Below are 25,434 nucleotides of genomic sequence, written 5' to 3'. Positions count from 1 at the left end.
CCCTACCTCCCGCCAAGCTGTTGCGCGAGCATGAAGCCCGAGCCCGCACCGGTGCCGGCGCCCGGCCATGTTGCCGCCCCGGTCAGATGCAGATTGCCGACCGGCGTGTTCCAGCCGGCGTAACCGCGCGCCGGCCGGAACAGGAAATTCTGCGCCAGATGATGGCTGCCGCAGATCTGGTCGCCGCCGACAAGGTTCGGGTTCTCGCGTTCGAGGTCGATGGGCGAGAACACGGCGCGGTCGAGGATCTTCCGGCGAAGGCCGGGCGCATAGCGCTCGATAATGTCGAGGACGCGCTCGGCGTAGTGCTCCCTAGCCTCGTCCCAGTGAGCCGCCGCGATCGTGCCCGCCGCATCGCTCACAATCTCGGCCGGCAGCATGCGCACCTGCACCCACAGCACATGCTTGCCGTCGGGCGCGCGCGATGTGTCGACCGCCGTCGGCTGACCGACGACCAGCACCGGTTCGTCCGGCAGCATGCCTGACATCGCCTGCTGATAGGTCCGCGACATGGCATCGAGCGACGGCGACAGATGCACATAGGCGAACTGCCGAAGCTCGGCGCCGGCGCGCCAATCCGGCAGATCGTCGAGCGCCAGATGGATCATCATCGTCCCCGGCGCATGGCGAAAGTTTTTCATGGCCGTGTCGAAAACGGCGTCGCGCGAACCGTCAGGCAACAGCTTCCCAGTCAGCGCCTTGGGCGCGACACTGGCGATGACGGCCCTGGTGGCGGTGTGGATCTCGCCGGAAGCGAGCCGCACGCCGGTCGCCTTGCCGGCGGACACCGTGATTTCGGCGACGTCAGCCCCAGCGACGATCTTGCCGCCGGCCGCCGTGAGCATGCCCGACAAAGCGCGGATGATGGTGTCGGCGCCGCCCTTGCCGAGCACCATGCCGAAGCACTGGTTGGCCATGGATTCGAGGTAAGGAAACACCGCGCCGCCGGCGATGTCGGGGGCGAAGTCGAGATGCATGCCCCAGGTGGCGAGCGTCGCCCTGACATGCGGCGACTGGAAAGTCTCCTCGAGCCACGCGCGGGGTGAGGAAAGCAGCAGCCGCCCGGTATCGAGCGCGCCGGCAAAACCCTTCTTGCGCCACAGGTTCCAGGCAGTGCCGGCGAGCGCTCGACCGCTCATCGGCGAGCCCAGCAGCCGGAACAGATGCTCGGCCTCGGCCGGGAATGCCGCAACCAAGCGGCGCCATGTGGCGACGTCGATTGCGGAGAAGGCGGCCATTCGTGCAGCGGTCGTTTCCAGATCGCTGCTGACACCGAACCAGCGGCCGTCGGGGAACGCACTGGCAAAACAGTCGGCCACCGGCACGAATTCCAGCCCGTGGGTTTTCAATTCATTTGCATATTTCTTGTGAAAGGCCGAGCCGGCAAAAAGGCTCAGATTCATCGCGCCGAAATCGTGCCGGAAACCCGGCAGCGTGAATTCACGCGTCTGGACGGCGCCGCCAATCGTTGCATCGCGCTCGAAAACGGCAGTTTTCCAGCCTTTGAGCGCCAGATGCGCGGCGCATGCCAGACTGTTGTGGCCTGCCCCGACAAATATGGCGTCGAACTCGCTCACATCCCACCCAACCCATTTCCTTTATGCTTAAAGATAATTGCAGATGCATATGTTTTCGTCTAGTAGGATATTAAGGGCCGCAACGAGCCTTCAGAGCCATCCAAGAAGAGGGAACACAGACCATGGATACGCAACAACTCCTCGGCGAAGTCGCCGGCCAGCTTCTTTCAGGCGCCATCCAGGTGGTCGACCTGACGGCGCCGCTCGGGCCGGACACACCGCTGATCAAGCTGCCGCCGGAACTGGCGGTAGACACGCCGAAGATCGAGATCCACGCCATCTCCGCCTATGACAAGAACGGACCTTGGTGGGCGTGGAACTGGCTCAAACTCGGCGAGCATTCAGGCACGCATTTTGATGCGCCCAATCACTGGATCACCGGTAAGGATTATCCGGACGGCGCCACCGACACCATTCCGGCGCAGAATTTTGTCGGACCCGTCAATGTCATCGACTGTTCGAAGGAAGCGGCCGCCGATCACGATTTCCTGCTCGCCGTCGATCACATCAAGGCATGGGAAGCCGAACATGGCGTTATCAACGCGGGCGAGTGGGTGGTGATGCGCACCGACTGGTATAAGCGCAACGGCTCGGAAGCCGAGTTCCTCAACGCCAATGAGACCGGTCCTCACACGCCCGGCCCGACCGCGGAAGCCATCCAGTATCTGATCGGCAAGGACATCAAGGGCTGGGGCAGCGAGACGATCGGCACCGATGCCGGCAAGGCCGGCGGCATGGAGCCGCCATTCCCGGCGCACAGCCTGATGCACAAGGCCAATCGCTACGGCCTCGCCAGCCTGTGCAACCTCGACCGGCTGCCGCCGAAAGGCGCGATCCTGATCGCCGCACCACTCAAAATCGAGCACGGCACCGGCAGCCCGATCCGCGCGTTGGCGTTGGTGCCAAGGCAATAGGGTAGCTGCGGTCTTCGGGAGAAGATCATGTGCGCAGGCAGCGTTGTAGTGACGAATTGGGAGCGGCAGCCTTGCAAAGCTGGGGCTCTACGGCGCCCCCCTCTGTCCTGCCGGACATCTCCCCCACTTGGGGGGAGATTGGCAGTTTCGGCGCCCCGCTCATTCCTGCGACGTTGGAGAGTGGCGAAGGCCGCGGTGACAGCCGATCTCCCCCCAAGTGGGGGAGATGTCCGGCAGGACAGAGGGGGGCGCGAAGGAACGCCAACCCGCGCAAATGAATTCCACCTTCCGCTCACCGGGAGCACGCATCGATGAGCGCTCCTGATCACATCATCGTCGGCAGCGGCATCAACGCGCTGGTCTGCGCCGCGATGCTTGGCGGCAAGGGGGCGAAGGTGCTGGTGCTCGAGCGCAACGACCGCATCGGCGGCTGCATGCGCACAGAAGAAATCACCGCGCCCGGCTTCATCCACGACGTGATGGCGACGACCTTCGTTCTGTTCATCACCTCGCCGGCCTATGCGGCGCTGGGCAAGGATCTGGCGCGGCACGGCCTGGAGTTTTGCAACACCGTCACGCCCAGCGGCGTGCTGCGTCCGGATGGCAGCCATGCCATCCTGCGCACCGATCGCGCCGCCAATGTCGCGGCGGCCAATGCGCTTGCCGCGGGCGACGGCGACCGGCACGGCAGCGATGTCGGCGAGATCGAGCGCAATGCCGGCCTCCTGTTCGGGCTGCTCGGCGGCAGCCTGTGGTCTTACCCGACGGCAAAGCTGCTGGCGGGCGAGGCATGGCGGCGCGGCCCGCGTGGCCTTGCCGCCTTTGTCGGCGACGCGCTGGTGCCGGCGCGCGGCTGGCTGGAAAGCACCTACCAGTCGGAAACCATGCGCGCGCTGTGGGCGCCCTGGGTGCTGCATGCCGGCCTCGGGCCCGAAGATGCGTTTTCGGGACAGATCGCCAAGGTCATCGCCTTCGCGCTTGAGGCGGCCGGCGCGCCGATCGTCAAGGGCGGTGCCAGGAACCTGCTGTCCGCCTTCGAAGCCCTGATAAGGGAACGTGGCGGCGAAATCCGCACCGGCGCCGACGTCGCGGCCATCGTCCAGAGCGGAGGCCGTGCAACCGGCGTGCGGCTGGCTTCCGGCGAGATCGTGACCGCCAAGAAGAGCGTGATCTGCTCGGTCACGCCGACCCAGCTTTACGACCGGCTGCTCGGCAGGGATGCTGCAAAGGACGACGCCGAAGCAGCGCAAAAATACCTCTACGGCAAGGGCAATTTCCAGATCCACTATGCCTTGGACAAGCCGCCGGCATGGCGCGGCGAGGGGCTGGACAAGGTCGCGCTGCTGCATCTGACACCCGGGCTCGACGGCGTGTCGAAGGCCTGCAACGAGGCCGTGCGCGGTATGTTGCCGGAGGTGCCGACCATCTGCGTTGGCCAGCCGCATGCGCTCGACCCGTCGCGCTGTCCGGACGGCAAGGCGATCCTGTGGCTGCAATTGCCCGAGGCGCCACGGCATATCAAGGGCGATGCCGCCGGCAAACTGCAGACACCTGCGGACGGCCGCTGGACCGAGGCGCTGCGCGAAACCTATGCCGACCGCGCCGAAGCCATCCTTGCCAGTCATATCGAAGGATTCAAGGAGAGCGTCATCGCACGCCGCGCCTATTCGCCCGCCGATCTGGAAGCGATGAACATCAACTTGGTCGGCGGCGATCCCTATGGCGGCTCCTCGGCTATCGACCAGTCGTTCTTGTGGCGGCCGTTCAAGACGAGCCGCAATCACGATACCGGCGTCAAGGGCCTCTACCATATCGGCGCCTCGACCCATCCGGGTGCTGGCTTGGGCGGCGGCTCCGGTTTTCTCCTGGCGGGGAGGCTGTGATGGAACAGAAGGTTGTGCGCCAGCGCATCTCGACACTGGGCCAAATCGGCCTGCAGCAATTCGCGCCCTATCTGATGAACCGCATCATGGGCCGCTACAATGCCACCTTGCGAGATAATTTCCGCAAGCAGGGCCTGACCATTCCGCAGGTGAGGACGCTGGCCGTCCTGTCGGTCACCGATGGCGTCACCGTCAACGATCTGTCGGTCTATACTGTCATCGAGCAGTCGACCTTGAGCCGGACGCTCGACACGCTGGAGGGGCAAGGGTTTGTGCGGCGCGAGCAGGGGGTCACCGACAGCCGTATCCGCCATGTGTTCCTGACCGACGATGGCCGCGCCGAATTCGCGCGCGCCTGGCCGGCCATGCATGACGCGTTCGAGGTCATGTTCGATGACATCGACGATGCCGAATACGCGGCGCTGATCGCGACACTGCAGAAGATGCTGAAGAACATTCGCAAGCACGACATCTGATCTTACGCGCCGCCAGATTCCTGGCGGCAACGGAAGGAGCCCAAAATGGCCGAACGGTCTTTTGCCAAGGAAGTCGAAAAGCTCAGGCTCGGTGCCGGCGAGGAGTTTTCCGGCGAGGGCATCCTCGCGATCACCAAGGCGCTGCTGCAATGCGGCGTCGGTTATGTCGGCGGCTATCAGGGCGCGCCGATCAGCCATTTGATGGACGTGCTGGCCGACGCGCAGGATATCCTGGGCGAGCTTGGCGTGCATTTCGAGGCAAGCGCCTCGGAAGCCACCGCGACCGCCATGCTGGCGGCATCGGTGCACTATCCGATCCGCGGCGCGGCGACCTTCAAGTCGACGGTCGGCACCAATGTCGCGTCCGACGCGCTGGCCAACCTGGCGTCCGGCGGCGTCACCGGCGGCGCACTGATCATCGTCGGCGAGGATTACGGCGAAGGATCGTCGATCATGCAGGAGCGCAGCCACGCCTTCGCCATGAAAAGCCAGGTCTGGCTGCTCGACCCGCGACCGAACCTGCCGTCGATCGTCAAGGCGGTAGAGGACGGCTTCGACCTGTCCGAGGTTTCCAACACGCCGGTCATGCTGCAGGTGCGCATCCGCTGCTGCCATGTGCACGGCCATTTCATCGCCAAGGATAACAAGCGCCCGGCGATGACGGTCGCCGATGCGCTCGAGGCGCCGCGCCGCGACACCGGCCGCATCGTGCTGCCGCCCGCGTCCTTCCTGCACGAGAAGGAAAAGGTGCAGAAACGCTGGCCGGCGGCGGTGGATTTCATCCGCGACAACAAGATCAACGAGTTCTTCGGCCCGGAGCACGGCGCGGTCGGCATCGTCATGCAGGGCGGCATGTACAATTCCGTCATCCGGGCGCTGCAGCGGCTCGGCCTCGCCGACACCTATGGCGACACCGACGTGCCGCTCTATGTGCTGAACGCCGTCTACCCGCTGGTCGATGACGAGTTCCTGTCCTTCTGCGAAGGCAAGGACGCCGTCCTGGTCGTCGAGGAAGGCCAGCCCAACTACATCGAACAGGCCTTTGCCGCGATGCTGCACAAGGCCGGGCGCGGCACCAAGCTCGTCGGCAAGGAACATCTGCCGATGGCCGGCGAATACACCGGCCAGGTGATGCTCGACGGCATCGGATCATTCCTGCGCGCCACCATCCCGCATCTGCTGCCAAGCGAGGTCCGCGCGCCGAACAAGATCGGCGACGGGCTCGACACCGCCGACCTGATCAACGTCGTCCCGGGCCGCCCGCCCGGCTTCTGCGTCGGCTGCCCGGAGCGGCCGATCTTCGCAGCGACCAAGCTGGTCGAACAGGAGTTGGGCAAGCACCACATCGCCTCCGACATTGGCTGTCATCTGTTTTCGATCATGCCGCCCTTCGAGCTCGGCGCCACCACCATGGGCTACGGATTGGGGCCGGCCTCGGCCTCGGCGTTCAATTCGCCCGATGCCAGGCGCCGCTCGATCTCCTTCGTCGGCGATGGCGGCTTCTGGCACAACGGCCTGACCTCATCGATCGGCAATGCGGTGTTCAACAAGAATGACGGCGTCATCGTCATCGTCGACAATTTCTATTCGGCCGCGACCGGAGGGCAGGACATCCTGTCGTCCCGCGCCGGCAACAAGACGAAGTCGACCAAGCATCCGATCACCGAGGCGGTGAAGGGGATGGGCGTCAAATGGCTGCGCCACATCGACCGCACCTACGACGTAACCAAGATGCAAGACGCGTTGCGCGAAGCGCTGACGACGGACGAGAAGGGCCCAAAAGTCATCGTCGCCTCGTCCGAATGCATGCTCAACCGGCAGCGCCGCGAAAAGCCTTTGGTCGACAAGGCGATCAAGGGCGGTAAGCGGATGGTCAAGCCGAAATTCGGCGTCGACGAGGATATCTGCACTGGCGACCATGCCTGCATGCGGCTTTCCGGCTGCCCGTCGCTATCGGTGAAGTCGCTGGACGACCCGCTGCGCGACGATCCGGTGGCGCATATCGACGAGAGCTGCGTCGGCTGTGGCAATTGCGGCGAGGTTGCCGACGCGGCGGTGCTCTGCCCGTCCTTTTACCGCGCCGACGTGGTGCACAATCCGAGCCGCCGGGACCGTTTCCTGGAAGCGGCGCGCCGCGCCATGATCGGCCTCTTGCAGCGGCGCCGTGAAGGCCGGCGCCTGACATTCGCCGATGCTTGACGCTGTCCCATCAGCCCGTTCCAAGGCCGGCGCGCCGGACGACGAGCGCGTCATCAAGCTCGCCGTGCTGGCGGTCGGCGGCCAGGGGGGCGGCGTGCTGGCCGACTGGATCACCGACGTCGCCGAGCGCAACGGCTATGTCGCGCAATCGACCTCGGTCGCCGGCGTCGCCCAGCGCACCGGCGCCACCATCTATTACGTCGAGATGTGCCGCGATACCGGCCGCCTGCCGGTCTTTGCGCTGTCGCCGTCGCAGGGCGACGTCGATATATTGATCGCCGCCGAACTGATGGAGGCCGGCCGCGCCATCATCCGCGGCTTCGTCACGCCGGAGCGCACGACGCTGATCGCCTCGTCGCACCGCATCGCAGCGGTCTCGGAAAAGATCGAGCCCGGCGACGGACGTGCATCGTCGCCAAAGGTGCATGCGACTGCCGAGGCAGCCGCCAAGCGCTTCATCGCCTTCGACATGGAAAAGATCGCCGCCGATCATGGCTCGATGATCTCGGCCAGCCTGCTCGGCGCACTGGCCGGGTCCGACGCCTTGCCGTTCACGCGCGAGAGCTACGAGCAGGCGGTCAGTGCCGGCGGCCGCGGTGTGAAGGCCAGCCTCGCCGCCTTCGGCGCCTCCTACGATCGGGCGCGCGGCATCGCGAGTGCGCCTTCGGGCGATAGGACGGCACAGCCGGCGGCCGCTGAAACCGGCTCGGGCGCGGCGACAGAAGTCAGCGGCCCGGAAAGGCTGTTGAAGGGCTGGCAACAATTGGCGGCGCGCGTCGCTGCGCTGCCTGTGCCACTGCACGACATGGCGCTTCGCGGTCTGAAAAAGGTTGTCGACTATCAGGACATCGCCTATGGCGGCGAGTATCTCGACCGGCTAGACCGGGCCGTCGTCCTGGACAATGCCGAACATGACTACGCGCTGTCGATCGCCGCGGCAAAGCATTTGGCCAATGCGATGTGCTACGACGACATGATCCGCGTCGCCGACCTGAAGACGCGCTCGAGCCGCGACCGACGCGTACGCCGCGAGGTCGGCGTCAAGGACGGCTCGGTCCTGCAGGTGACCGAATATTTCCATCCGCGCATTGAGGAATTCTGCGGCACGCTGCCGGCCGGGCTCGGCAGCTATATCGAAAGCCGGCCGAAGCTCGCCGCATTCCTCGACCGCCGCATCAACCGCGGCCGCCACATCCGCACCGACAGTTTTGCCGGCTTTGCCGCATTGTGGTTCATCGGCGGCCTGCGCCGCTGGCGCCGCCGCCTGCTGCGCCACAAGGTCGAGACCGCGCATCTCGAGCGCTGGTATGCGCTGGCTCTCGGCCAAGTCGGCCAGGACTACGCGCTTGGCACGGAGATCCTCAACTGCCGCCGGCTGATCAAAGGCTACAGCGATACCCATGCCCGCGCGCAGTCGAAGTTCGACCGCGTGCTGTCGGCGCTCGACGTGGTCAAGGGCCGCCCGGACGCCGCCGACTGGATCAGACGCCTGCGCGAAGCCGCGCTGAAGGACGAGAAGGGCGACATGCTTGACGGCGCGCTGAAAACCGTGGCGTCGCTGGGTGACACCTCGCCGAGCTGAGGCGCTCGTTCAACCCCGGCTGCAACTCAGTCTGTTGCCCATGTCGCCTTCGACGCGGCAGTCTGCAGGGCAATTCTGAGGTCAATGATCTCGGCGATCGCCCTCCAGCACCAGGACGATCGTTTCCTTTGCCACATCATCGAAATTTTCGGCAACATAGCTCAGGTCGGTTAGGACATCGTCTTCCTCTTCCATGATTTTCACCCCCTGTTGAACGTCAGGCCGGAACGGCCGACGATGAGATAGGCTTTGGGCTGGATCGATGGAACGCGTTTCTTTCACGCTATCATCACGGAAGTGAGGCTATCCAGCCCGCTTCGCTAGGTCTTGTCGCCGCCTTGGTTGTCTGCCTGTTTTGTAGTCTTCATGCCTATGGCAGCAGCAAACATATCGGCTCCGGGACAAAATAACGCCCGCTTCCGAGGGGTGATTTGCCAAATCGCCGCGGTCATGTGAGGTCATGTGAAATGAGCGTGTTGCACTCATTGCCTACTGTTGTACCTTCAATATTCTGGAGGCGCGGGTTTGATGCTGCTTGAGCGAGAGGACCCACTTGGAGCTTTGTTGGCCGCGGCCGAGAGAGCTGCTGCCGGACATGGTGGGACCGTGCTGGTGCATGGCGAGGCGGGCCTAGGCAAGACCTGTCTGCTGCGCGAATTCGCGGAAAACGCCGACCGGGACTGCCGGGTGCTGTGGGGCTGGTGCGAGGCGCTCTTCACGCCGCGTCCATTGGGCCCTCTCCAGGACATGGCGCACTTGCTCGACCCGCGCGTGGCAGCGCTGCTTGAGGAGACCGCAGCCCCGGAGCGGCTTTTCCCGGCATTGCTGAACGCGCTGCAGCGCGCCAAGGGCACGACCGTGCTCATCTTCGAGGACATGCATTGGGCGGATAATGCGACGCTCGACCTCGTAAGATATCTCGGTCGCCGCGTCTCCCTGCTCCGCACCATGCTGGTGCTCAGCATGCGCAGAGAGGACTTGAACGCCGATCACCCGCTGACCCACGTGCTCGGCGATCTTCCCGCCGCCTCCGTACGCCGCGTGACGCTTAAACCGCTGTCTCCCCAGGCAGTTACGATGCTGGCCGAACAGGCCGGCCGTTCCGCCGACGGGCTTTACCGCATTACTGAGGGCAATCCCTTCTTCGTTACCGAGCTCCTGTCCAGCAGCGAGACCGAATCGGCGCGCGTGCCCGATTCCATACGCGATGCGGTGTGGTCCCGCCTGTCGCGCCTGACGCCTGGAGAGCGCGACGTGCTGGAGGTCATGAGCATCATGCCGGGCAGCGTTGAGCCGTGGCTGATCCGGGCCCTTCTCGGGGACGAAACCGAAGCGCTCGTGGATCGATGCGTCGACCGTGGATTGCTGCGGCGGGACGATCAGGGCGCGCTGACATTTCGCCACGAGCTTGCCAGGGAAGCGACGCTCGACCGGCTCTCCCCCTCTCTGCAACGTTTGCTTCATTCCAAGGTCGAAGCGGCTCTCTCGGAAGTTCCGGCGTCGCAGGCAAGCGCTCTGCTTTCGCGCCGCGTCCATCACGCCGGCGGCGCCGACAATGGCGAACGCGTGCTCGAACTCGCGCCGCTTGCCGCCAGGCAGGCCGCCCGCCTGGGCGCGCACCGGGAGGCGGCCTCGCATCTGGCGACCGCACTCAGATATGTCGACCAAGCCCCGCCGGAACTGGCCGCGCAGTTGCACGAGGACTGGGCGTACGAGGCCGGCCTGGCGCTGCTTGTCTATGACGCCATCATCGAGGCCCGGCATCGCGCCATCGCTATCTGGCGGCAGCTGGACCGGGTCGACAAGATAGGGCTCAATTTGCGCTGGCTGTCGCGGCTGCACTGGCGGCGCGGCGAAGGTCCGCAGGCGGAAGAGTATGCGGACCAGGCCGTGCATGAGGTGGAAAGCCTGCCGCCGGGTCCCGAAGTGGCAATGGCCTACAGCACACGCTCGCAGCTCCACATGCTGCACTATCGTTTCGACGAGGCGATCGAATGGGGCGAGCGCGCGATCAGCCTGGCCGATCGGCTGGGTGAGGTCGAGACGCGCGTTCACGCCCTCAACAATGTCGGCACCGCGCTCATGTTCGCCGACCGTCCCGGCGGCCGTGAGCGGCTGGAGGAAAGCCTTGCCCTGGCGCTCGAGCACGGGCTCCACGACCATGCGGCGCGGGCCTATACGAACTTTGCGGAATGCGCGGTGGTGGCCAAGGACTTCGAGTTGGCGGAGCGGCTGCTGGCCGAAGGCATCGCATTCTGCACCAGGCACGACCTCGATTCGGCGGCGCAATACCTGCTCGGCCGGCAGGCGCAGCTTTGCATGGAACAGGGTCGGTTTCGCGAGGCCGCAACCATCGCTCAGGGCGTCATGAATGTGGAGCGCCTGCCGATGGTGATGCACTTGCCGGCGCTCACCGTGCTTGGCACGGTCCGCGTAAGGCTGGGCGAGACCGACGGCGTCGACCTTTTGCAGCGGGCCCTTGCGGAGGGGCAGACGACCGGCGAGCCGCAGCGTATCGTCCCGGTTCGCCTGGCGCTGACGGAGGCGGCCTGGCTCGCCGAGGATATCGGCGCCGGCCACGCGCAGCTTACCGAGCTGGCGGCCATGAACCTCGACAATTTCCGCCCCAGGGACCTTGGCGAATTGTCGGTCTGGTGGCGTCGATGCGGAATGCCCGGATCGCTGCCGGCGCTATCGGCGCCCATACCGTCGCCCTGGTCCGCCGAGCTTGTCGGCGACCCGCAGGCCGCCGCGGCGGAGTGGACGCGTTTCTCGCTGCCCTACGAGGCAGCACTTGCCCTCATGCAGGTTCGTGGGGCGGATGCCGGAACGGCGCTCGCTCGCGCCGTGGCGATGCTGGACGAGATCGACGCGCCCGCGGCCGCAGCGCTGGCGCGCAAGCTCGCGCAGCGTCAGGGCCTGTCAGGCCTGCTGCCGAAGGTGCAGCGCGGACCCTATGCGGCGGCCCGTCGCCATCCACTCGGCCTGACACAGCACGAGCAGAAGGTGCTCGCCCTGATCGCCCAGGGCATCAGCAACAAGGAAGTCGCGCGACATTTGTCGCGCTCGCCCCGCACGATCGAGCATCACGTCTCCTCGCTGCTCGGCAAGCTCAACGCCGCAAACCGCATGGAAATCCTCCTGCGGCTGCGCGGCGAGCCGTGGCTCCTGACCGGCACCCATCCGTTGGAACCGCACCAGACGGGACCATGATTCCAGCCGATTCTGTCGGGATGGAACAGGCTCTGGGTAGTTCCCGCCGCGAAATTTCCGCGAAAACTGGGAAATCGACCGCCTAAAAATGGGTGGCGGTACCGATTTGCATGCCCGCCGCTCCGCGTAGGCTTCTGCTCGCAGCGTGGATGGACCTCCCAACACCACGACGCCTTCACGATCCGGGGGCGAAGGCGGGCAACGGCGGCGGTGCGGGGAACCGCCGCCGGCGTCCGGCGGCTGGGGCGCGACGGGAATTCCTCGCCGCTCTGTGATCGACGCAACGAACGGGAGGCTGCAATGTCAAATTCGCTTCTGCCGTCGACGGCCATGCTGCAATTCCTGGCGGCATATACGGTGATCATGATCACACCAGGCCCGATCGGGCTCGCGACCGGCAGCCTTGCCTCCCTGCACGGCTTTGGCAGGACGATTCCGCTCGTGGCCGGGATCGGCGCCGGAACCGCCGTGCTGGCGGTCTTGGTGGCGTTTGGCGCCGTTCATCTTTCCGGGTCGCTGTCGGTGCCGGCGGTCAAGATCGCCGGTGCGGCGGTCCTTGGCTGGATGGCCCTGCGCATCGCCAGAACGGCGCCGCCGGCCGCCGGCGACGAGCCTCAGAGACGGCAGGCCGGATTGTTTGCCGGCGGGTTTCTCATCAGCATTCTCTCGCCTGAAACCGCCACTTTCTTTGCCGTCGCCTTCATGGGGCTGATGCTGCCGATCCGGAATTCGAACGAGATGCTGATGGTCGCGGCCATCGTCGCCATCATCGACATAGGCTGGTACGGATTTCTGGCCGTCGCCCTTTCGCGTCCGGTGGTGCGCGCTGCCGCGATGCGGCATCATCGGGTCATCTGCCGGGCGGCGGGGGTCGTGCTGGCAATGCTCGCGCTCGTCTCGGCGGCGTCGGCCTTTCCACTCGGCTGAGCGCTGGTTGAAGGTGGCGCGCGGGATAGGTCGTTTGGTGCCGCTTGCGTGACTCGAACACGCGACCCCATCATTACGAATGATGTGCTCTACCAACTGAGCTAAAGCGGCCCGGGAAGCCGAGCTTCCAGGATGGGCTGGGTGATAGACGCAACCAGCGTTTAATTCAAGATGGTAGCGTTGAATTCAAGATGGCAGCCGCGAATTCAAGGACGAGGCTTGGCAAATCGTATCGGTCCCGGGCCGGGTGCAAGGGCAGCAGCCGCGCCGATCCGCCATAGGCCGTGCGACGCCGTTTCGCACGGCCGCCCCGACCGCCACGTTGCCGCCGTGACCGGAAAAGCAGCGAAAAATGTTGATTCCTTTACCGAAAACCGCCGAAATGAGCTTTGCACCCCTCGGCAAGGCAGAATGCGGCCGCTCGCTTGTTGATTGATTGGTCGCCTGCGGCTAACGATCATGACAATGTGAGTGAAATTGCAGAGGGAATTTGCTTGGACGCGATCGAAAAAGCGATCCGCAATGCCTTCGAGAAAGGCAATGCCGACGACCGGGCGTTTCGCGAGCGGGTCTATCGATCGGCTTTCGCGGCACTCGACCGTGCCCTGCAGGCCAATCCAAACGTCACCGTGGAGGTCGCCATCAAGCGCCGCAAGGCGGTCCAGGCCAAGATCACCGAAATCGAATCGGAATTCCTGCCGGCGGTTCCCGACGTCGCCGCGCCGACCGACAGTTTGGAGACAGCACCGGCGGTGGAGCCTCCAGCTGAAACCGAAACCGAAGCCGAGCCCGTGCCGTCGCCCGATGTCGTCGTTGACGGTCCGGCGCAGCCGCCCGAATCCGATGCGCCTCGGTCGCGCGTCCTACCGGTCGTCCCCGACATCATGCCCGATGCACCTGTTGCCGAAGTGCCGGTGATCGACATGGGGGCCTCGGCTCCGACCGAAGCCGACGTCGAAACCGACGATGCGGAAGTGACGCCCGACCGCGACGACCGGCGGGCGAGGCGGCGGCGCCTGCCTTTGACCGCGATCTTCCTCGGTGTGACGCTGCTCGCAGCCGCCGGCATCGGCCTTTATTTCGCCAACCAGACCGGCGTCTTCAAATCGGCAACCGAACTCGACACGGCGCCGCCGGAAGTGCCGCCAACGGTCGACGGCGACGATTTCACGCCGGATGACACCGCTTCGCCGCCAAAGCAGGGCGAGGAGGACCAGGCGCGCGACTGGATCAACGTGTTTTCGCCGGGCGACCCGACGCAGGTCAATGCGCCGTCGGACGCCAAGGCCGACGTTGTCCAGGACGAAAGCGGTTCCTTCCTGCGCATCCGCTCGGGCGCATCCGGCTCGGCCATCAGCTTCGACGTCGGGCAAGGCGTGCTGGAGAGGATCGCCGGCAAGCATGCCACATTCGACATCATCGCACGCTCCGAGGAGGGGCAGGAGACGCAGATTTCCGTCGACTGCAATTTCGGCGAACTCGGCGACTGTGGCCGCAAGCGCTATGCGGTCGGTCGCGAGCGCAATGAATATCTGTTCGACGTGCGCCTTCCCGACAAGCGTCCGGGCGCTGCCGGCACCATCGCCATCAATTCCGACTTCGACAAGCAGGGCAAGTCGGTCGACATCTACGAGATCCGCGTTTCAGTCGTTCCCTAGAAGCGCGTCGCGTTCGACCGGCCTCATGCGACGCGCTTCAGGTTATTGTTTGATGCATGTCGTTACCGCAAAACCGCTGCACACTTTTGCGCGACATGCATTAACTGTCCAGCAGCGCCTGCAGCGTCTCGATGCGGTCGGCTTCGGCTGCCGGCTTGTCCCAGCGCAGTCGTGAAATGCGCGGAAAGCGCATGGCGACGCCCGATTTGTGCCGCGTCGAGCGGTTGAGCCCTTCGAATGCCACCTCGAGCACCAGGCCTTGTCTGCGGTCGGCACGCACCGAGCGGACCGGGCCAAAGCGCTCGATCGTGTTGTCGCGGACATATTTGTCGATCTGCCTCAGTTCTTCGTCGGTGAAGCCGAAATAGGCTTTCCCCACCGGCACCAGCTCTTCCGATCCTTCCGGCCCGGACCAGACGCCGAATGTGTAGTCGGAATAGAAGCTCGAGCGCTTGCCGTGGCCGCGCTGGGCATACATCAGCACGGCGTCGACGGTGTGCGGATCGCGCTTCCATTTGAACCAGGGGCCCTTCGGCCGCCCGGCCACATAAGGCGAATCCCAGCGCTTCAGCATGACGCCTTCGATGACCGGATGCAGCGGCTTGCGGCGCAATTCCTCCAGCGCCTGCCAGTTGGTGAATTCGACCAGCGGCGACAGATCGAAGCGGCTCGGATCGAGTGTCCTCACAAAGGCCTCGAGCCGGCCGCGCCGTTCGCGGAAGGGAAGTCCGCGCACATCCTCGTCGCCGATCTGCAGCGCATCGTAGCAGCGCATAAAGGCCGGGTATTGCTGCTGGATCTTGGGTGACACGCTCTTGCGGTTCAGCCGCTGCTGCAGGTCCGAGAACGTGCCCGTCGCCTGCCTGGGGTCACCGACCAGAAGCTCGCCATCGAGGGCGCCGGAAAAATCCATCGCCTCGGCAAGATCCGGAAAGGCGCCGGAAACGTCGTCACCGGTGCGCGAATAGAGCCGGCGAATGCCGCCTTCGCAAACTGCCTGGACGCGGATGCCGTCCCATTTCCATTCGGCCGCGTAGTCGGCCGGGTCGAGCTTTTCGAGGTCGCCGTCACCGACGGCATTCGACAGCATCACCGGCCTGAACAGCGCCAGCGCCGTTTTCCTGGGTTTTTCCGCCTTGCCCTCCAGCCAGGCGAACAGCGCCGTATAAGGCGGCGTCAGCCCGTGCCAGAGTTCCTCGATCTCAGCGATATCGACCTTGCCGAAATCGGCCAGCGCCTGCTTGGCCAGCCGCGCCGAGACGCCGATGCGCAGGCCGCCGGTGACTAGCTTTATGATGGCAAAGCGCGCCGAAGTGCTGGCGCTGTCGAGCAGCCGGGCCAGCACCTGCGGCCCGTCGGAACGGCTCGCCGCCTGCAGCTTCGCCACCACCTCGGCCAGCGTCGGCTCGTGGTTCGCAATGTCGACCGGCGCTTGCGGCCAGACCAGCGACACGGTCTCGGCCAGATCGCCGACATAATCGTAGGAATAGCCGAACAGCACCGGATCCATGCGCTCGACGACCAGCGTGCGCAGCATTGCCGGCTTGACCGCGGCGATCGACAGATCGCCGGTAATGGCCGCCAGCGCCAGCCCGCGATCCGGATCCTCGACGCCGCGGAAATAGTCGGTCAAAAGCGTCAGCTTGCCGTTGCGCGACGGCGTCAGCACCAGCCGGTCGAGAAGCTCGGCGAAGCGGTTCATGAGTGGAGCGCCAAGGGGCCAGCCTCGCGTTCTGTCGCGCCCCCCTCTGTCCTGCCGGACATCTCCCCCACGAGGGGGGAGATTGGATGTCGCCACTGGTTTCGCCAATCTCCAGCGTTGAGGGAACGAGCGCGGCGCCAAAGCTGCCGATCTCCCCCCTCGTGGGGGAGATGGCCGGCAGGCCAGAGGGGGGCGCGACAGAACGCCATACCGGCGATTTCCACCATCAATCGCCCTCGTCCTCATAGCCAACCAGATGCAGCGGCTTGGCGGCGATGCCTTCGAGTTCGCACCAGCGCACCAGCGCCTCCTCGCGGCCATGCGTCACCCAGATTTCTTCGGCGCCGGTCTCCTTGATCGTCGCGATCAGCTCGTCCCAGTCGGAGTGATCGGAGATGATCAGCGGCAGCTCGACGCCGCCCTGCTTGGCGCGCTGGCGGATGCGCATCCAGCCTGAGGCGAAGCACGACATCGGATCGGGAAAACGCCGCGCCCAGCGATCGGCGAACGCGGATGGCGGGCCGACGACGATGGCGCCGGCAAAGTCGCGTTTCGCACCGCTCTCGACGGTCGCCGGTTCCAGTGTGCCGAGATCGATGTCCTGGCTCTGGTAGTATTCACTGAGCTTGGCCAGCGCGCCATGGATGTAGATCGGCTTTTCGTAGCCGGCATCGCGCAGCAGGCGCATGACGCGCTGCGCCTTGCCGAGCGCATAGGCGCCGACCAGATGCGTGCGCTCGGGAAACTGCTCGGTCGATTTCAGCAGCCGCGCGATCTCTTCGGTATCGGGCGGATGGCGGAACACCGGCAGGCCGAACGTCGCCTCGGTGATGAAGACGTCGCATTTGAGTGGCTCGAACGGCTCGCAGGTCGCGTCCTTCTGGCGCTTATAGTCGCCGGACGCGACGATGCATGTGCCCTGATGCGCGACCTTGATCTGCGCCGAGCCCAGCACATGGCCAGCCGGGTGAAAGCTGACGGTGACGCCGTCGAGCGTGATCGTCTCGCCGAGCACGGCGGCTTGCGTCGTTCCGGCAAAATCTTCGCCGTAGCGCAGCCCCATGATGTCGAGCGTCTGCTGCGTCGCCATCACCGAGCGGTGGCCGGGGCGGGCATGGTCGGAATGGCCATGTGTGATCAGCGCCCGGTTGACCGGCCGCACCGGGTCGATGAAGAAATCGCCGGGCGGGCAATACAGCCCTTCCGGCCGGGGATGAAGCAGGTCGCTGGCGCGCATGGCCCCAAGATAGGCGCTAATTCCGGCGCGGGAAGCCTGTTGTAAGTCACTGCTGACTCCAGCATAGAGCGCAGGCCGGCCGCAAAACACCGGCGGAACCTGATCGCCATGAAACCGCTCCAGACTTCGTCCGGCGATCCGACCGCCGACCGCCGCGCCGACTATGCCGAAATGCTCCATGCGTCCGGCGATCATGCGGCAGCGTCGGAATTGCTGCTCGGCGCGCTCGAACTGGCGCCGCAATGGCCGGCCGGCTGGTTCCGCCTCGGTGAGATGCAGGAGGCGGCGGGCGCGCCCGATCTCGCCGCGCAGGCCTGGACGACGGCACTGCGGCTGGACCCGGCGGACAGGCTCGGCGCGGTGCTCAAGCTGCAATTGATCGGCAAGGCAGCGGCCGCCCAGGCGCCGCCCAGCGCCTTTGTCGAGACGCTGTACGACCACTATGCCGGAAGCTTCGAGGGTGAGCTGGTCGACAGGCTAGGCTATCGTCTGCCCGAATGTCTCGACCGAGCCATCCGGGCAGCACGGCCGGGCCGGTTTTCGCTGGTGCTCGATCTCGGCTGCGGCACCGGCCTCATGGGCCAGAGACTGCGGCCGATCGCCGATCGGCTGGAGGGTTACGACATCTCGGCCGGCATGCTGAGGCAGGCGCGCGCCAAAGGCGTCTACGATCTGCTCGTCAAGACGGACCTGCAGGATTTTTGCTATTCAGGCCCGAAAGCCGATCTGGTGACGGCGGCAGATGTGTTCATCTATCTCGGCGCACTCGACAAGGTGGTGACCAAGATTGCCGGAATGCTTGCCGGCGGCGGTCTGTTTGCGTTCTCCGTCGAGACGCTCTCCGGCGGCGACCTATCTGGCAGCGGCGATTTCGCCTTGCAGCCGTCGCGCCGCTATGCGCATTCGCAAAGCTATGTAGAGCGGGTTCTGGACGCCAACGGCTTTTCGGTCCTGTCGCTTCAGGCAACGATTATCCGGCAGGATCGCCGCGAACCGGTCGAAGGGCTTGCCGTACTGGCAAGCTTGCTTTCCGGCAGCGTAAAATCTGGCTAAGACTCCTGCCGCTGCACAGGAGAGTGGCAGCTGCGAAAGACAAGGAGCACGTTCATGCGCTGGAACATGATGGTCTTGGCATCTTGCCTGGCGATGGCCGGCTGCGTGGGCAATTCGATGTCCGAACGGCAGGACGAAAACGTCCAGTCCTCGCTGCTATATGACAAGGTGCCTTGCGACCAATTGCTGGCGCAACGAAACGGCCTGGCGCAGCAATATCATTTGCCGGTGGACGCCAAGCCGTCCTTCTCCAACCCGGCGACGGGCTTCGGCCCGTTCACGCCGGACATGCGCTCAAAAGCCAAACGTGACGCCGACCAGGCAAGCGGCAAGATCGACGCCATGAACCGGTCGATCAGCCGCCGCGAATGCGGCAAGCCGGCCAAGCAGAACAAGCGCAGCCTGACCTGACCGGACCCTAATCCGCCACCTTCCATTGCTCGCGCGAGGCACTGGCGGGGTAGACGCCGAGAATGCGCATTTCGCGCGAGAAGAAGGCGAGCTCGTCGAGCGCCAGCTTCACCAGCGGGTCGTCGGGATGGCCCTCTATGTCGGCGTAGAACAGCGTCGCCGTAAACGCGCCGAGCTGGTAGCTTTCCAGCTTGGTCATGTTGATGCCGTTGGTGGCGAAGCCGCCCATCGCCTTGTAGAGCGCGGCAGGCACGTTGCGGACGCGGAAGATGAAGGTCGTCATCATCTTGGCGTCGGCCGAGGGGCGTTCGGCCCATTGCTTGTTCTTGGTCAGCACGACGAAACGGGTGACGTTGCTGTCGGTGTCCTCGACATTCTCCTCGATGATGTCGAGCCCGTAGAGCGTCGAGGCCAGCGCCGGCGCCAGCGCGGCCATGGTGCGGTCCTTCATCGCGGCGACCATCTTGGCGGCGCCCGCCGTGTCGCCGGCAACCGTCGCCTTCCAGCCGTTCTTGCGGATGTATTTGCGGCATTGGCCGAGCGCGTGGATGTGGCTGTGCACGGTCCGGATCTCGTCGCGCCTGACGCCGGGCAGCACCATGAGCTGGAAGTGGATCGGCAGGAAATATTCGCCGATGATGTGCAGCTTCGATTCCGGCAAGAGGTGATGGATGTCGGCGACGCGGCCGGCAATGGTGTTCTCGATCGGGATCATCGCCAGATCGGCCTTGCCGGTCTCGACGGCGTTGAAGGCGTCCTCAAAGGTCGGGCACGGCAACGGCTCCATCGATGGGAACATGTTGCGGCAGGCGGTGTCGGAATTGGCGCCCGGCTCGCCCTGGAAGGATATTTTGTTGGTCTTTTCAGGCATGCGCAGAGTCTCGGGAATTGGGGGAAGAATTTCTTAGTTGGAAAGGAGCGCCCTGGCGCGTTCGAGATCGTCCGGCGTATCGACGCCAAGCGGCACCGACTGCACGATCTCCGCATCAATGCGCATGCCGGCCTCGAGCGCCCGCAACTGCTCCAGCCGCTCGCGGCGCTCCAGCGGCGACGGCCTCAGCGCAACGAAGCGTTCGAGTGCGGCGCGGCGATAGGCATAGAGGCCGATATGATGGTAGAGCGGGCCTTCGCCCCAGGGGGCGGTGGCGCGGGTGAAATAGAGCGCCCTGAGCCGCGTCGCCGAGAGTGGCGAGCCGACCAGCTTGACGACGTTCGGATTGGTCTTTTCCTCGTCGCGGACGATCTCGACGCAGAGCGTGGCGATGTCGACCGCTGCGTTCTCGAAAGGCTTAAGCGCGGCGCCGATAACAAGGGGCTCGATGGTCGGCAGATCGCCCTGCACATTGACGATGGTCTCGACGCTGTTGCCAGGGTCGAGAATGGTCAGCGCTTCGAAGATGCGGTCGGAGCCGGTTTCGTGGTCCGCCCGCGTCATCACCGCCTCGAAATCATGCGCGCGCACCGCCTCCGCAACGCTTTGCGTATCGGTGGCGACGACGACCCGGCCGAGGCCGGCCTCGGCAGCACGGCGGGCGACGTGGACGATCATCGGAGTGCCGGCGATGTTGGCCAGCGGCTTGCCCGGCAGGCGGGTCGAGGCCATGCGGGCCGGGATCAGGATGAGGGTGGACATGAGGCGGGCAGGGGCTCGAAAAAGAGGAGGACAAAAGTGGCAAAAGGTCTCACTGGCAGCGCCCTTATAGGTGTTGCAACGCCGGAGCAAAAGACCTAGTTTCCGCGCGATTTGACCGCCTCGCAGGGTGGTTCACGATACCGACGGACGGAGTGGACGGATCGGTCCGCCGGAAAAGGGAGCCTGGGGCGTATGGATTCCAACGAAGTCAACAAGCTGCTCGCCGCTTTCCTCGGCACGGTGTTCATTGTCTTTTCCGTTGGCATCGTGTCCGACGCGCTGTTTGCCTCGCCGGCGCCGGAAAAGCCCGGCTTTGCCATCGAGGCGACCGAGCCTGCCGAAGGCGGCCCGGCCGCTCCCGCCGCGGAGGCCAAGCCGATCGCCGAGCTGCTGACCACCGCCAACGCCGAAGCGGGCGCCGCCGTCTTCAAGAAATGCCAGGCTTGCCACTCCGGTGAAAAGGGCGGCCCCAACAAGGTCGGCCCCGATCTCTGGGACATCATCGACCGTCCGGTCGCCGAGCATGAGGGCTTTGCCTATTCGGCCGGCATGAAGGAGTTTTCCAAGGGCGGCGCCGAGAAGTGGACCTACGACAACCTCAACCACTTCATCACCTCGCCGAAGAAGTTCGTGAAGGGCACCGCGATGGGTTTCGCCGGCCTGCCGAAAGATGAGGACCGCGCCAACGTCATCGCCTATCTGCGTACGCTGTCGGACAATCCGAAGCCGCTGCCGGCGCCCGGCGCCTCGGCCGAAAACGCGCCCGCCAAGCCGGCCGAAGGTGCAGCCCCTGCCAAGCCGGCAGAAGGCGCGGCGCCAGCCGCTCCGGCTGCACCCGCAAAATAACAAAACTGTAATGACATAATCCTTGAAAAAGCCGGGTTCAGCCCGGCTTTTTCGTTAGGAAAAATGCATATGCGACGACAAAGCCGCTCGGTTGCGGTTTTCAGCGGCGCCAAATGATCTAGATTGGGCCCAGACGCTATCGTGACGGCGCTATATCGCGAAGAGGAGAACGCATGACGGTTGGCCGAGCGCGGACGCTTCTGAAATCGGTGCTTATGCTGGCTGCTTTTGCCGGCGGCCTGCAGGCGGCCCTCGCGGACGAATGGCGCACGACCTCGTCGCTGATCGGCGAATCCAAATATGGCGACAACTTCCAGCACTACGATTACATCAATCCGGATGCACCCAAGGGCGGCACGCTGAATTCGGTTCAGCTCGGCACGTTCGACAGCTTCAATCCCTATATCGTGCAGGGTTCGCCGGCCGCAGGCTTCGCGCAGTTCGGCGGCGGCCTGCTCTACGACACACTGATGGAGCAGGCGACGGACGAGGGCAGCGTAAACCATCCGCTGATCGCCGATGCCTACAAATATCCAGCCGACTATTCCTCGGCGACCTATCGCCTCGATCCGCGGGCGAAGTGGCATGACGGCCAGCCGATCACCGTCGACGACGTGATCTGGTCGTTCCAGGTGCTGAAGGCCAACAGCCCGATGTACAGCCGCTATTTCGAAAACGTCACCGACGCGGTCGCCATCTCCGATCGCGAGGTCGAGTTCCATTTCAATCAGAAAGGCAACCGCGAGCTACCTCAGATCCTCGGCGGCCTCGTCGTGCTGCCGAAGCACTGGTGGGAAGGTACCGACGCCAACGGCAAGAAGCGCGACGTCACCAAATCCACGTTGGAGCCGCCGCTCGGCTCGGCCGCTTACAAGATCGCCAGCTTCAAGCCGGGATCCGAAATCATCTGGCAGCGCGTGCCCGACTACTGGGCGGCCAAGCTGCCGGTGAAGATCGGCCGCGAGAATTTCGACAGGCAGCGTTTCACCTATTTTCTCGACGACAATGCCGCCTGGCAGGCCTTCACCAAGGGCGGGTTGGACGACATCAAGCCGGAGAACAGTTCGAGGCGCTGGAACACATTCTATGACTTTCCGGCGGTCAAGGCCGGCGACGTGATCAAGAAGGAATTCAAGACCGCGTCGCCCGAACCGATGCAGGCCTTCATGCTCAACACCAGGCGCCCGCTGTTTAGGGATCGTCTGGTGCGCGCCGCGCTGATGTACCCGTTCGACTTCGAGACGATGAACCGGACCCTGTTCTTCGGTTCCAACACCCGCACCAGCAGCTATTTCCAAGGCACGGAACTGGCGTCGAGCGGCCTGCCGCAAGGCAAGGAACTCGAAATCCTCGAGCAGTACCGCGACAAGCTGCCGCCCGAACTCTTCACCGAGGAATTCAAGCTGCCGGTCTACGACACGCCGCAGGCGGAACGCAAATACCTCAAGACAGCCGTCGATCTGTTCGCCAAGGCGGGCTGGGTGATCAAGGGCGGCAAGATGGTCAACGCCAAGACCGGTGAACCGTTCAAATTCGAAATCCTCGGCTGGAACGACACCGATCAGGTCATCGCCAGCCCCTACATAGCCAATCTGCGCAAGATCGGCGTCGACGCGACGCTGCGCCTGATCGACCAGACCCAGTATATCAACCGCGTCACCCATTTCGACTTTGACGTGGTCACTTCGATACTCGGCCAGTCCGACTCTCCCGGCAATGAGCAGCGCGATTTCTGGAGCTCCAAGGCGGCCGATACGCCGGGATCGCGCAATTACGCCGGCATTAAGGACCCGGTCGTCGATGCGCTGGTCGATCGTGTCATCTTTGCCACCGACCGCGACGATCTGGTTGCCGCCACCCATGCGCTCGACCGGGTGCTGTTGTGGAATTTCTACGTCGTGCCGCAATATTACCGCGCCGTGGTCTGGCTCGCCTACTGGAACAAGTTCGGTATGCCGGAAAAGCAGCCCGCCTATAGCGGCGTCGACCAGAATTCCTGGTGGATCGATACGGTCAAGGAAAAAGCGCTGGCGGCCAAATACAAGAGTGGCAATTGATGTTGGCGCTGCCCCGTCGCGACTTCCTCGCCCTGAGCGGTGCCGCCGCGGCAGCTGCATGGCTGCCCGGCCGGGCTTTCGCCACGATCCCGACCGGCGTGAAACTGCACGGCCTGTCGGCCTTCGGCGATCTCAAATATCCTCCTGATTTCCCGCATTTCGACTATGTGAATGTCGACGCGCCCAAGGGCGGCATCTTCAATTTCGGCCCATCGCAATGGGTGTTCAACCAGAATCCCTACACCTTCAACACGCTGAACAGCTTCGTGCCCAAGGGTGACGCCCCGCCGCGCATGGAAATGTGTTTCGATTCGCTCATGACCGGCGCACAGGACGAGCCGGATTCCATCTATGGACTGCTGGCTGAAAGCGTGACGATCTCGGCGGACCGCAACATGTTCGAGTTCGCCCTGCGCCCGCAGGCGCGCTGGCATGACGGCTCGCCGCTGACCGCAGAGGATGCCGCATATACGTTCACCCTTTTCAAGGATCAGGGCCATCCCGATCTCTCGCTGCCGCTCCGTGAGATGACCCAAGCCGTCGCCGCCGATACTGGAACGCTGAGATTGACTTTTTCGGGCAAGCAATCGGAACGCACCATCCTGGATGTCGCAACGTTCCCGATCCTCTCCAAGGCATATTTCGCGATCGCCCCGTTTTACAGCTCCCGCATGAAGGCGCCGCTCGGATCCGGCCCTTACAAGGTCGGGTTGGTGCGTCCGGGACAGACAATCGAGTTCGAGCGCGTCGTGGACTATTGGGGCCGCGGCCTGCCGGTCAATAAAGGACAGTTCCATTTCGACAAGCTGCGCATAGAGTTCTATGGCGACCGTCAGGCGGCTTTCGAGGCTTTCAAGAAGGGCGAAGTCCATTTCCGCGAAGAGGCAACGTCGCGCGTATGGGCTACCGGCTACGATTTTCCGGCGCTCACCGCGGGCAAGGTGGTTAAACGCGAGTTTCCTTCCGAAAAGCGCCCGTTAATGTACGCGACAGCCTTGAACCAGCGGCGCGAACGGTTTCGGGACATGCGCGTGCGCCGCGCCATTGCGTTGTGCTTCGATTTCGAATGGACCAACAAATCGCTGTTCTACGGCCTCTATGATCGTTCGCAATCCAATTTCGAACGATCGGAATTCAAAGCCACCGGCGTACCGTCTCCTGACGAACTGACGCTGCTGGAACCGCTTCGCGACAAGCTTGCGCCTGAAGTCTTCGGCGAAGTCTATGCTCTGCCCCCATCCGACGGCAGCGGCCGTGACCGGAAATTGCTGCGCGCATCGCAAAAGCTGATGGCTGACGCGGGATGGAAACGGTCCGGTCAATTTTTCCAGAATGCCGCCGGCGAAACTTTCAGGTTAGAAATCCTTGCTGACGACGAAGGTTTGGTGCGCATCTATGGGCCGTGGGCGGAGAATTTGAAGGCCATCGGCTTCGACGCCTCAATCCGCCTGGTCGAGTCGGCACAGCACCAAGCCAGGCAGGCGAGCTTCGATTTCGACATGATAGCGATGGCGGTGCTGTTCTCGCCGACGCCAACACGGGAGGGAATGGACGGCATCTTCCATTCACGCTCGGCCAACCTGCAGGGATCGCGCAATCTGTCCGGCACGGCAGACCCGGCGATCGACATGCTTGTCGAGGCGATAGACCGCGTCAAAAACCGTCAGGAACTGACGACAGTGCTGCGTTCGCTGGATCGGGTCTTGCGCGCGCGCATGGACTGGATTCCTAGTTGGTATTCGGCGAATCACCGCGTGGCCTTCTGGGACATGTTCGGTTTCGACGAAACGAAACCCGACTACGGCTTCGCGATGGAAGCGCTGTGGTGGTTTGACAGGGACAAGGCGGCAAAGATTGGCAAAGGCTGAATTTCTTGCGGGCGTTGGCGCCGCCCCTCACCTGCCTGCCGGCATCCTCTCCCCGTATAGCGACGGGGAGAGGGGGGCTTTCATCGAGGATTTCGCCAACCACAAACATGGCAACAAAAGCGCCGAGACTACGGCCAGCCCCTTTCTCCCCGTCACTATACGGGGAGAAATGTCCGGCAGGACAATGAGAGGCGGCGC

At 64.2% G+C, this 25,434-nt stretch carries 18 protein-coding genes and 1 tRNA gene; 13 read left to right on the top strand and 6 right to left on the bottom strand.

The window, feature by feature from the left end; translation table 11 throughout:
• Nucleotides 1–2: 2 nt before the first annotated feature.
• Entirely contained in the window at nucleotides 3–1,577 is a 1,575-nt protein-coding gene (locus NKI22_RS09905; protein ID WP_352815803.1) for a phytoene desaturase family protein, read from the bottom strand.
• 122 nt (nucleotides 1,578–1,699) lie between these two features.
• Between NKI22_RS09905 and NKI22_RS09900 the strand changes: the two genes are divergently transcribed.
• The 7 genes from NKI22_RS09900 (at nucleotide 1,700) to NKI22_RS09870 (ending at nucleotide 12,771) form a co-directional block, all read left to right on the top strand.
• Complete coding sequence (locus NKI22_RS09900; protein WP_352815801.1) at nucleotides 1,700–2,491, top strand: cyclase family protein; 792 nt, start codon at nucleotides 1,700–1,702, stop codon at nucleotides 2,489–2,491.
• A 311-nt stretch (nucleotides 2,492–2,802) separates the two neighbouring features.
• On the top strand, nucleotides 2,803–4,374 hold the full coding sequence (locus NKI22_RS09895; RefSeq protein WP_352815799.1) for a phytoene desaturase family protein: 1,572 nt from the start codon (nucleotides 2,803–2,805) through the stop codon (nucleotides 4,372–4,374).
• Entirely contained in the window at nucleotides 4,374–4,850 is a 477-nt protein-coding gene (locus NKI22_RS09890; protein ID WP_352815797.1) for a MarR family winged helix-turn-helix transcriptional regulator, read from the top strand. The genes NKI22_RS09895 and NKI22_RS09890 overlap by 1 nt, the downstream gene beginning before the upstream one ends.
• A gap of 45 nt (nucleotides 4,851–4,895) precedes the next feature.
• Entirely contained in the window at nucleotides 4,896–7,049 is a 2,154-nt protein-coding gene (locus NKI22_RS09885; RefSeq protein ID WP_352815795.1) for a thiamine pyrophosphate-dependent enzyme, read from the top strand.
• Nucleotides 7,042–8,631, top strand: a complete 1,590-nt coding sequence (locus NKI22_RS09880) for an indolepyruvate oxidoreductase subunit beta family protein (protein ID WP_352815793.1) — start codon at nucleotides 7,042–7,044, stop codon at nucleotides 8,629–8,631. The genes NKI22_RS09885 and NKI22_RS09880 overlap by 8 nt, the downstream gene beginning before the upstream one ends.
• Before the next feature lie 528 nt (nucleotides 8,632–9,159).
• Nucleotides 9,160–11,844, top strand: a complete 2,685-nt coding sequence (locus NKI22_RS09875) for an ATP-binding protein (protein WP_352815790.1) — start codon at nucleotides 9,160–9,162, stop codon at nucleotides 11,842–11,844.
• Between the two features lie 300 nt (nucleotides 11,845–12,144).
• On the top strand, nucleotides 12,145–12,771 hold the full coding sequence (locus tag NKI22_RS09870; protein ID WP_352815788.1) for a LysE family translocator: 627 nt from the start codon (nucleotides 12,145–12,147) through the stop codon (nucleotides 12,769–12,771).
• A gap of 35 nt (nucleotides 12,772–12,806) precedes the next feature.
• On the opposite strand, the gene NKI22_RS09865 is transcribed toward NKI22_RS09870, so the two are convergent.
• Nucleotides 12,807–12,882 (bottom strand) — tRNA-Thr (locus NKI22_RS09865).
• A gap of 383 nt (nucleotides 12,883–13,265) precedes the next feature.
• On the opposite strand from NKI22_RS09865, the gene NKI22_RS09860 reads away from it, so the two are divergent.
• Nucleotides 13,266–14,429, top strand: a complete 1,164-nt coding sequence (locus NKI22_RS09860) for a hypothetical protein (protein WP_352815786.1) — start codon at nucleotides 13,266–13,268, stop codon at nucleotides 14,427–14,429.
• A gap of 100 nt (nucleotides 14,430–14,529) precedes the next feature.
• Here the strand turns inward: NKI22_RS09860 and NKI22_RS09855 are convergent, their stop codons facing one another.
• Both NKI22_RS09855 and NKI22_RS09850 read right to left on the bottom strand, forming a co-directional pair.
• Nucleotides 14,530–16,131: a cisplatin damage response ATP-dependent DNA ligase gene (locus tag NKI22_RS09855; RefSeq protein WP_023717851.1), complete on the bottom strand. Its 1,602-nt coding sequence runs from the start codon at nucleotides 16,129–16,131 to the stop codon at nucleotides 14,530–14,532.
• Between the two features lie 226 nt (nucleotides 16,132–16,357).
• Complete coding sequence (locus NKI22_RS09850) at nucleotides 16,358–17,368, bottom strand: ligase-associated DNA damage response exonuclease (protein ID WP_352815784.1); 1,011 nt, start codon at nucleotides 17,366–17,368, stop codon at nucleotides 16,358–16,360.
• Between the two features lie 108 nt (nucleotides 17,369–17,476).
• Between NKI22_RS09850 and NKI22_RS09845 the strand changes: the two genes are divergently transcribed.
• Entirely contained in the window at nucleotides 17,477–18,421 is a 945-nt protein-coding gene (locus NKI22_RS09845) for a class I SAM-dependent methyltransferase (protein ID WP_352483267.1), read from the top strand.
• Nucleotides 18,422–18,475: 54 nt separating this feature from the next.
• Entirely contained in the window at nucleotides 18,476–18,832 is a 357-nt protein-coding gene (locus tag NKI22_RS09840; RefSeq protein ID WP_352815782.1) for a hypothetical protein, read from the top strand.
• Nucleotides 18,833–18,839: 7 nt separating this feature from the next.
• Here the strand turns inward: NKI22_RS09840 and NKI22_RS09835 are convergent, their stop codons facing one another.
• Together NKI22_RS09835 and NKI22_RS09830 are read right to left on the bottom strand one after the other, a co-directional pair.
• Complete coding sequence (locus NKI22_RS09835) at nucleotides 18,840–19,703, bottom strand: prephenate dehydratase (protein WP_352483265.1); 864 nt, start codon at nucleotides 19,701–19,703, stop codon at nucleotides 18,840–18,842.
• Nucleotides 19,704–19,736: 33 nt separating this feature from the next.
• Nucleotides 19,737–20,465, bottom strand: coding sequence for a 3-deoxy-manno-octulosonate cytidylyltransferase (locus NKI22_RS09830; RefSeq protein WP_023717846.1), 729 nt, complete (start codon nucleotides 20,463–20,465; stop codon nucleotides 19,737–19,739).
• A 192-nt stretch (nucleotides 20,466–20,657) separates the two neighbouring features.
• On the opposite strand from NKI22_RS09830, the gene NKI22_RS09825 reads away from it, so the two are divergent.
• The 3 genes from NKI22_RS09825 (at nucleotide 20,658) to NKI22_RS09815 (ending at nucleotide 25,236) form a co-directional block, all read left to right on the top strand.
• Entirely contained in the window at nucleotides 20,658–21,311 is a 654-nt protein-coding gene (locus tag NKI22_RS09825) for a c-type cytochrome (protein ID WP_023717845.1), read from the top strand.
• A 173-nt stretch (nucleotides 21,312–21,484) separates the two neighbouring features.
• Nucleotides 21,485–23,368 carry an extracellular solute-binding protein gene (locus tag NKI22_RS09820; RefSeq protein ID WP_023717844.1) on the top strand — a complete coding sequence of 628 codons (1,884 nt, stop codon included), beginning with the start codon at nucleotides 21,485–21,487 and terminating at the stop codon, nucleotides 23,366–23,368.
• Nucleotides 23,368–25,236 (top strand): extracellular solute-binding protein, encoded by a 1,869-nt coding sequence (locus NKI22_RS09815; protein ID WP_352958394.1) that lies wholly within the window; start codon nucleotides 23,368–23,370, stop codon nucleotides 25,234–25,236. The genes NKI22_RS09820 and NKI22_RS09815 overlap by 1 nt, the downstream gene beginning before the upstream one ends.
• Nucleotides 25,237–25,434: the final 198 nt, after the last annotated feature.

This window comes from Mesorhizobium sp. M0778 (assembly GCF_040320105.1).
Taxonomy (GTDB): Bacteria; Pseudomonadota; Alphaproteobacteria; order Rhizobiales; family Rhizobiaceae; genus Mesorhizobium.
Note: the sequence above shows the minus strand (reverse complement) of the source record. Positions and strands in the feature narration are given on the sequence as shown.

What these genes read in the sequence shown, in the direction of transcription:
- NKI22_RS09900 (WP_352815801.1), top strand. Translation starts at nt 1,700, where the DNA reads ATGGATACGCAACAACTCCTCGGCGAAGTCGCCGGCCAGCTTCTTTCA.
- NKI22_RS09895 (WP_352815799.1), top strand. Translation starts at nt 2,803, where the DNA reads ATGAGCGCTCCTGATCACATCATCGTCGGCAGCGGCATCAACGCGCTG.
- NKI22_RS09890 (WP_352815797.1), top strand. Translation starts at nt 4,374, where the DNA reads ATGGAACAGAAGGTTGTGCGCCAGCGCATCTCGACACTGGGCCAAATC.
- NKI22_RS09885 (WP_352815795.1), top strand. Translation starts at nt 4,896, where the DNA reads ATGGCCGAACGGTCTTTTGCCAAGGAAGTCGAAAAGCTCAGGCTCGGT.
- NKI22_RS09880 (WP_352815793.1), top strand. Translation starts at nt 7,042, where the DNA reads ATGCTTGACGCTGTCCCATCAGCCCGTTCCAAGGCCGGCGCGCCGGAC.
- NKI22_RS09875 (WP_352815790.1), top strand. Translation starts at nt 9,160, where the DNA reads ATGCTGCTTGAGCGAGAGGACCCACTTGGAGCTTTGTTGGCCGCGGCC.
- NKI22_RS09870 (WP_352815788.1), top strand. Translation starts at nt 12,145, where the DNA reads ATGTCAAATTCGCTTCTGCCGTCGACGGCCATGCTGCAATTCCTGGCG.
- NKI22_RS09855 (WP_023717851.1), bottom strand. Translation starts at nt 16,131, where the DNA reads ATGAACCGCTTCGCCGAGCTTCTCGACCGGCTGGTGCTGACGCCGTCG.
- NKI22_RS09850 (WP_352815784.1), bottom strand. Translation starts at nt 17,368, where the DNA reads ATGCGCGCCAGCGACCTGCTTCATCCCCGGCCGGAAGGGCTGTATTGC.
- NKI22_RS09845 (WP_352483267.1), top strand. Translation starts at nt 17,477, where the DNA reads ATGAAACCGCTCCAGACTTCGTCCGGCGATCCGACCGCCGACCGCCGC.
- NKI22_RS09840 (WP_352815782.1), top strand. Translation starts at nt 18,476, where the DNA reads ATGCGCTGGAACATGATGGTCTTGGCATCTTGCCTGGCGATGGCCGGC.
- NKI22_RS09835 (WP_352483265.1), bottom strand. Translation starts at nt 19,703, where the DNA reads ATGCCTGAAAAGACCAACAAAATATCCTTCCAGGGCGAGCCGGGCGCC.
- NKI22_RS09830 (WP_023717846.1), bottom strand. Translation starts at nt 20,465, where the DNA reads ATGTCCACCCTCATCCTGATCCCGGCCCGCATGGCCTCGACCCGCCTG.
- NKI22_RS09825 (WP_023717845.1), top strand. Translation starts at nt 20,658, where the DNA reads ATGGATTCCAACGAAGTCAACAAGCTGCTCGCCGCTTTCCTCGGCACG.
- NKI22_RS09820 (WP_023717844.1), top strand. Translation starts at nt 21,485, where the DNA reads ATGACGGTTGGCCGAGCGCGGACGCTTCTGAAATCGGTGCTTATGCTG.
- NKI22_RS09815 (WP_352958394.1), top strand. Translation starts at nt 23,368, where the DNA reads ATGTTGGCGCTGCCCCGTCGCGACTTCCTCGCCCTGAGCGGTGCCGCC.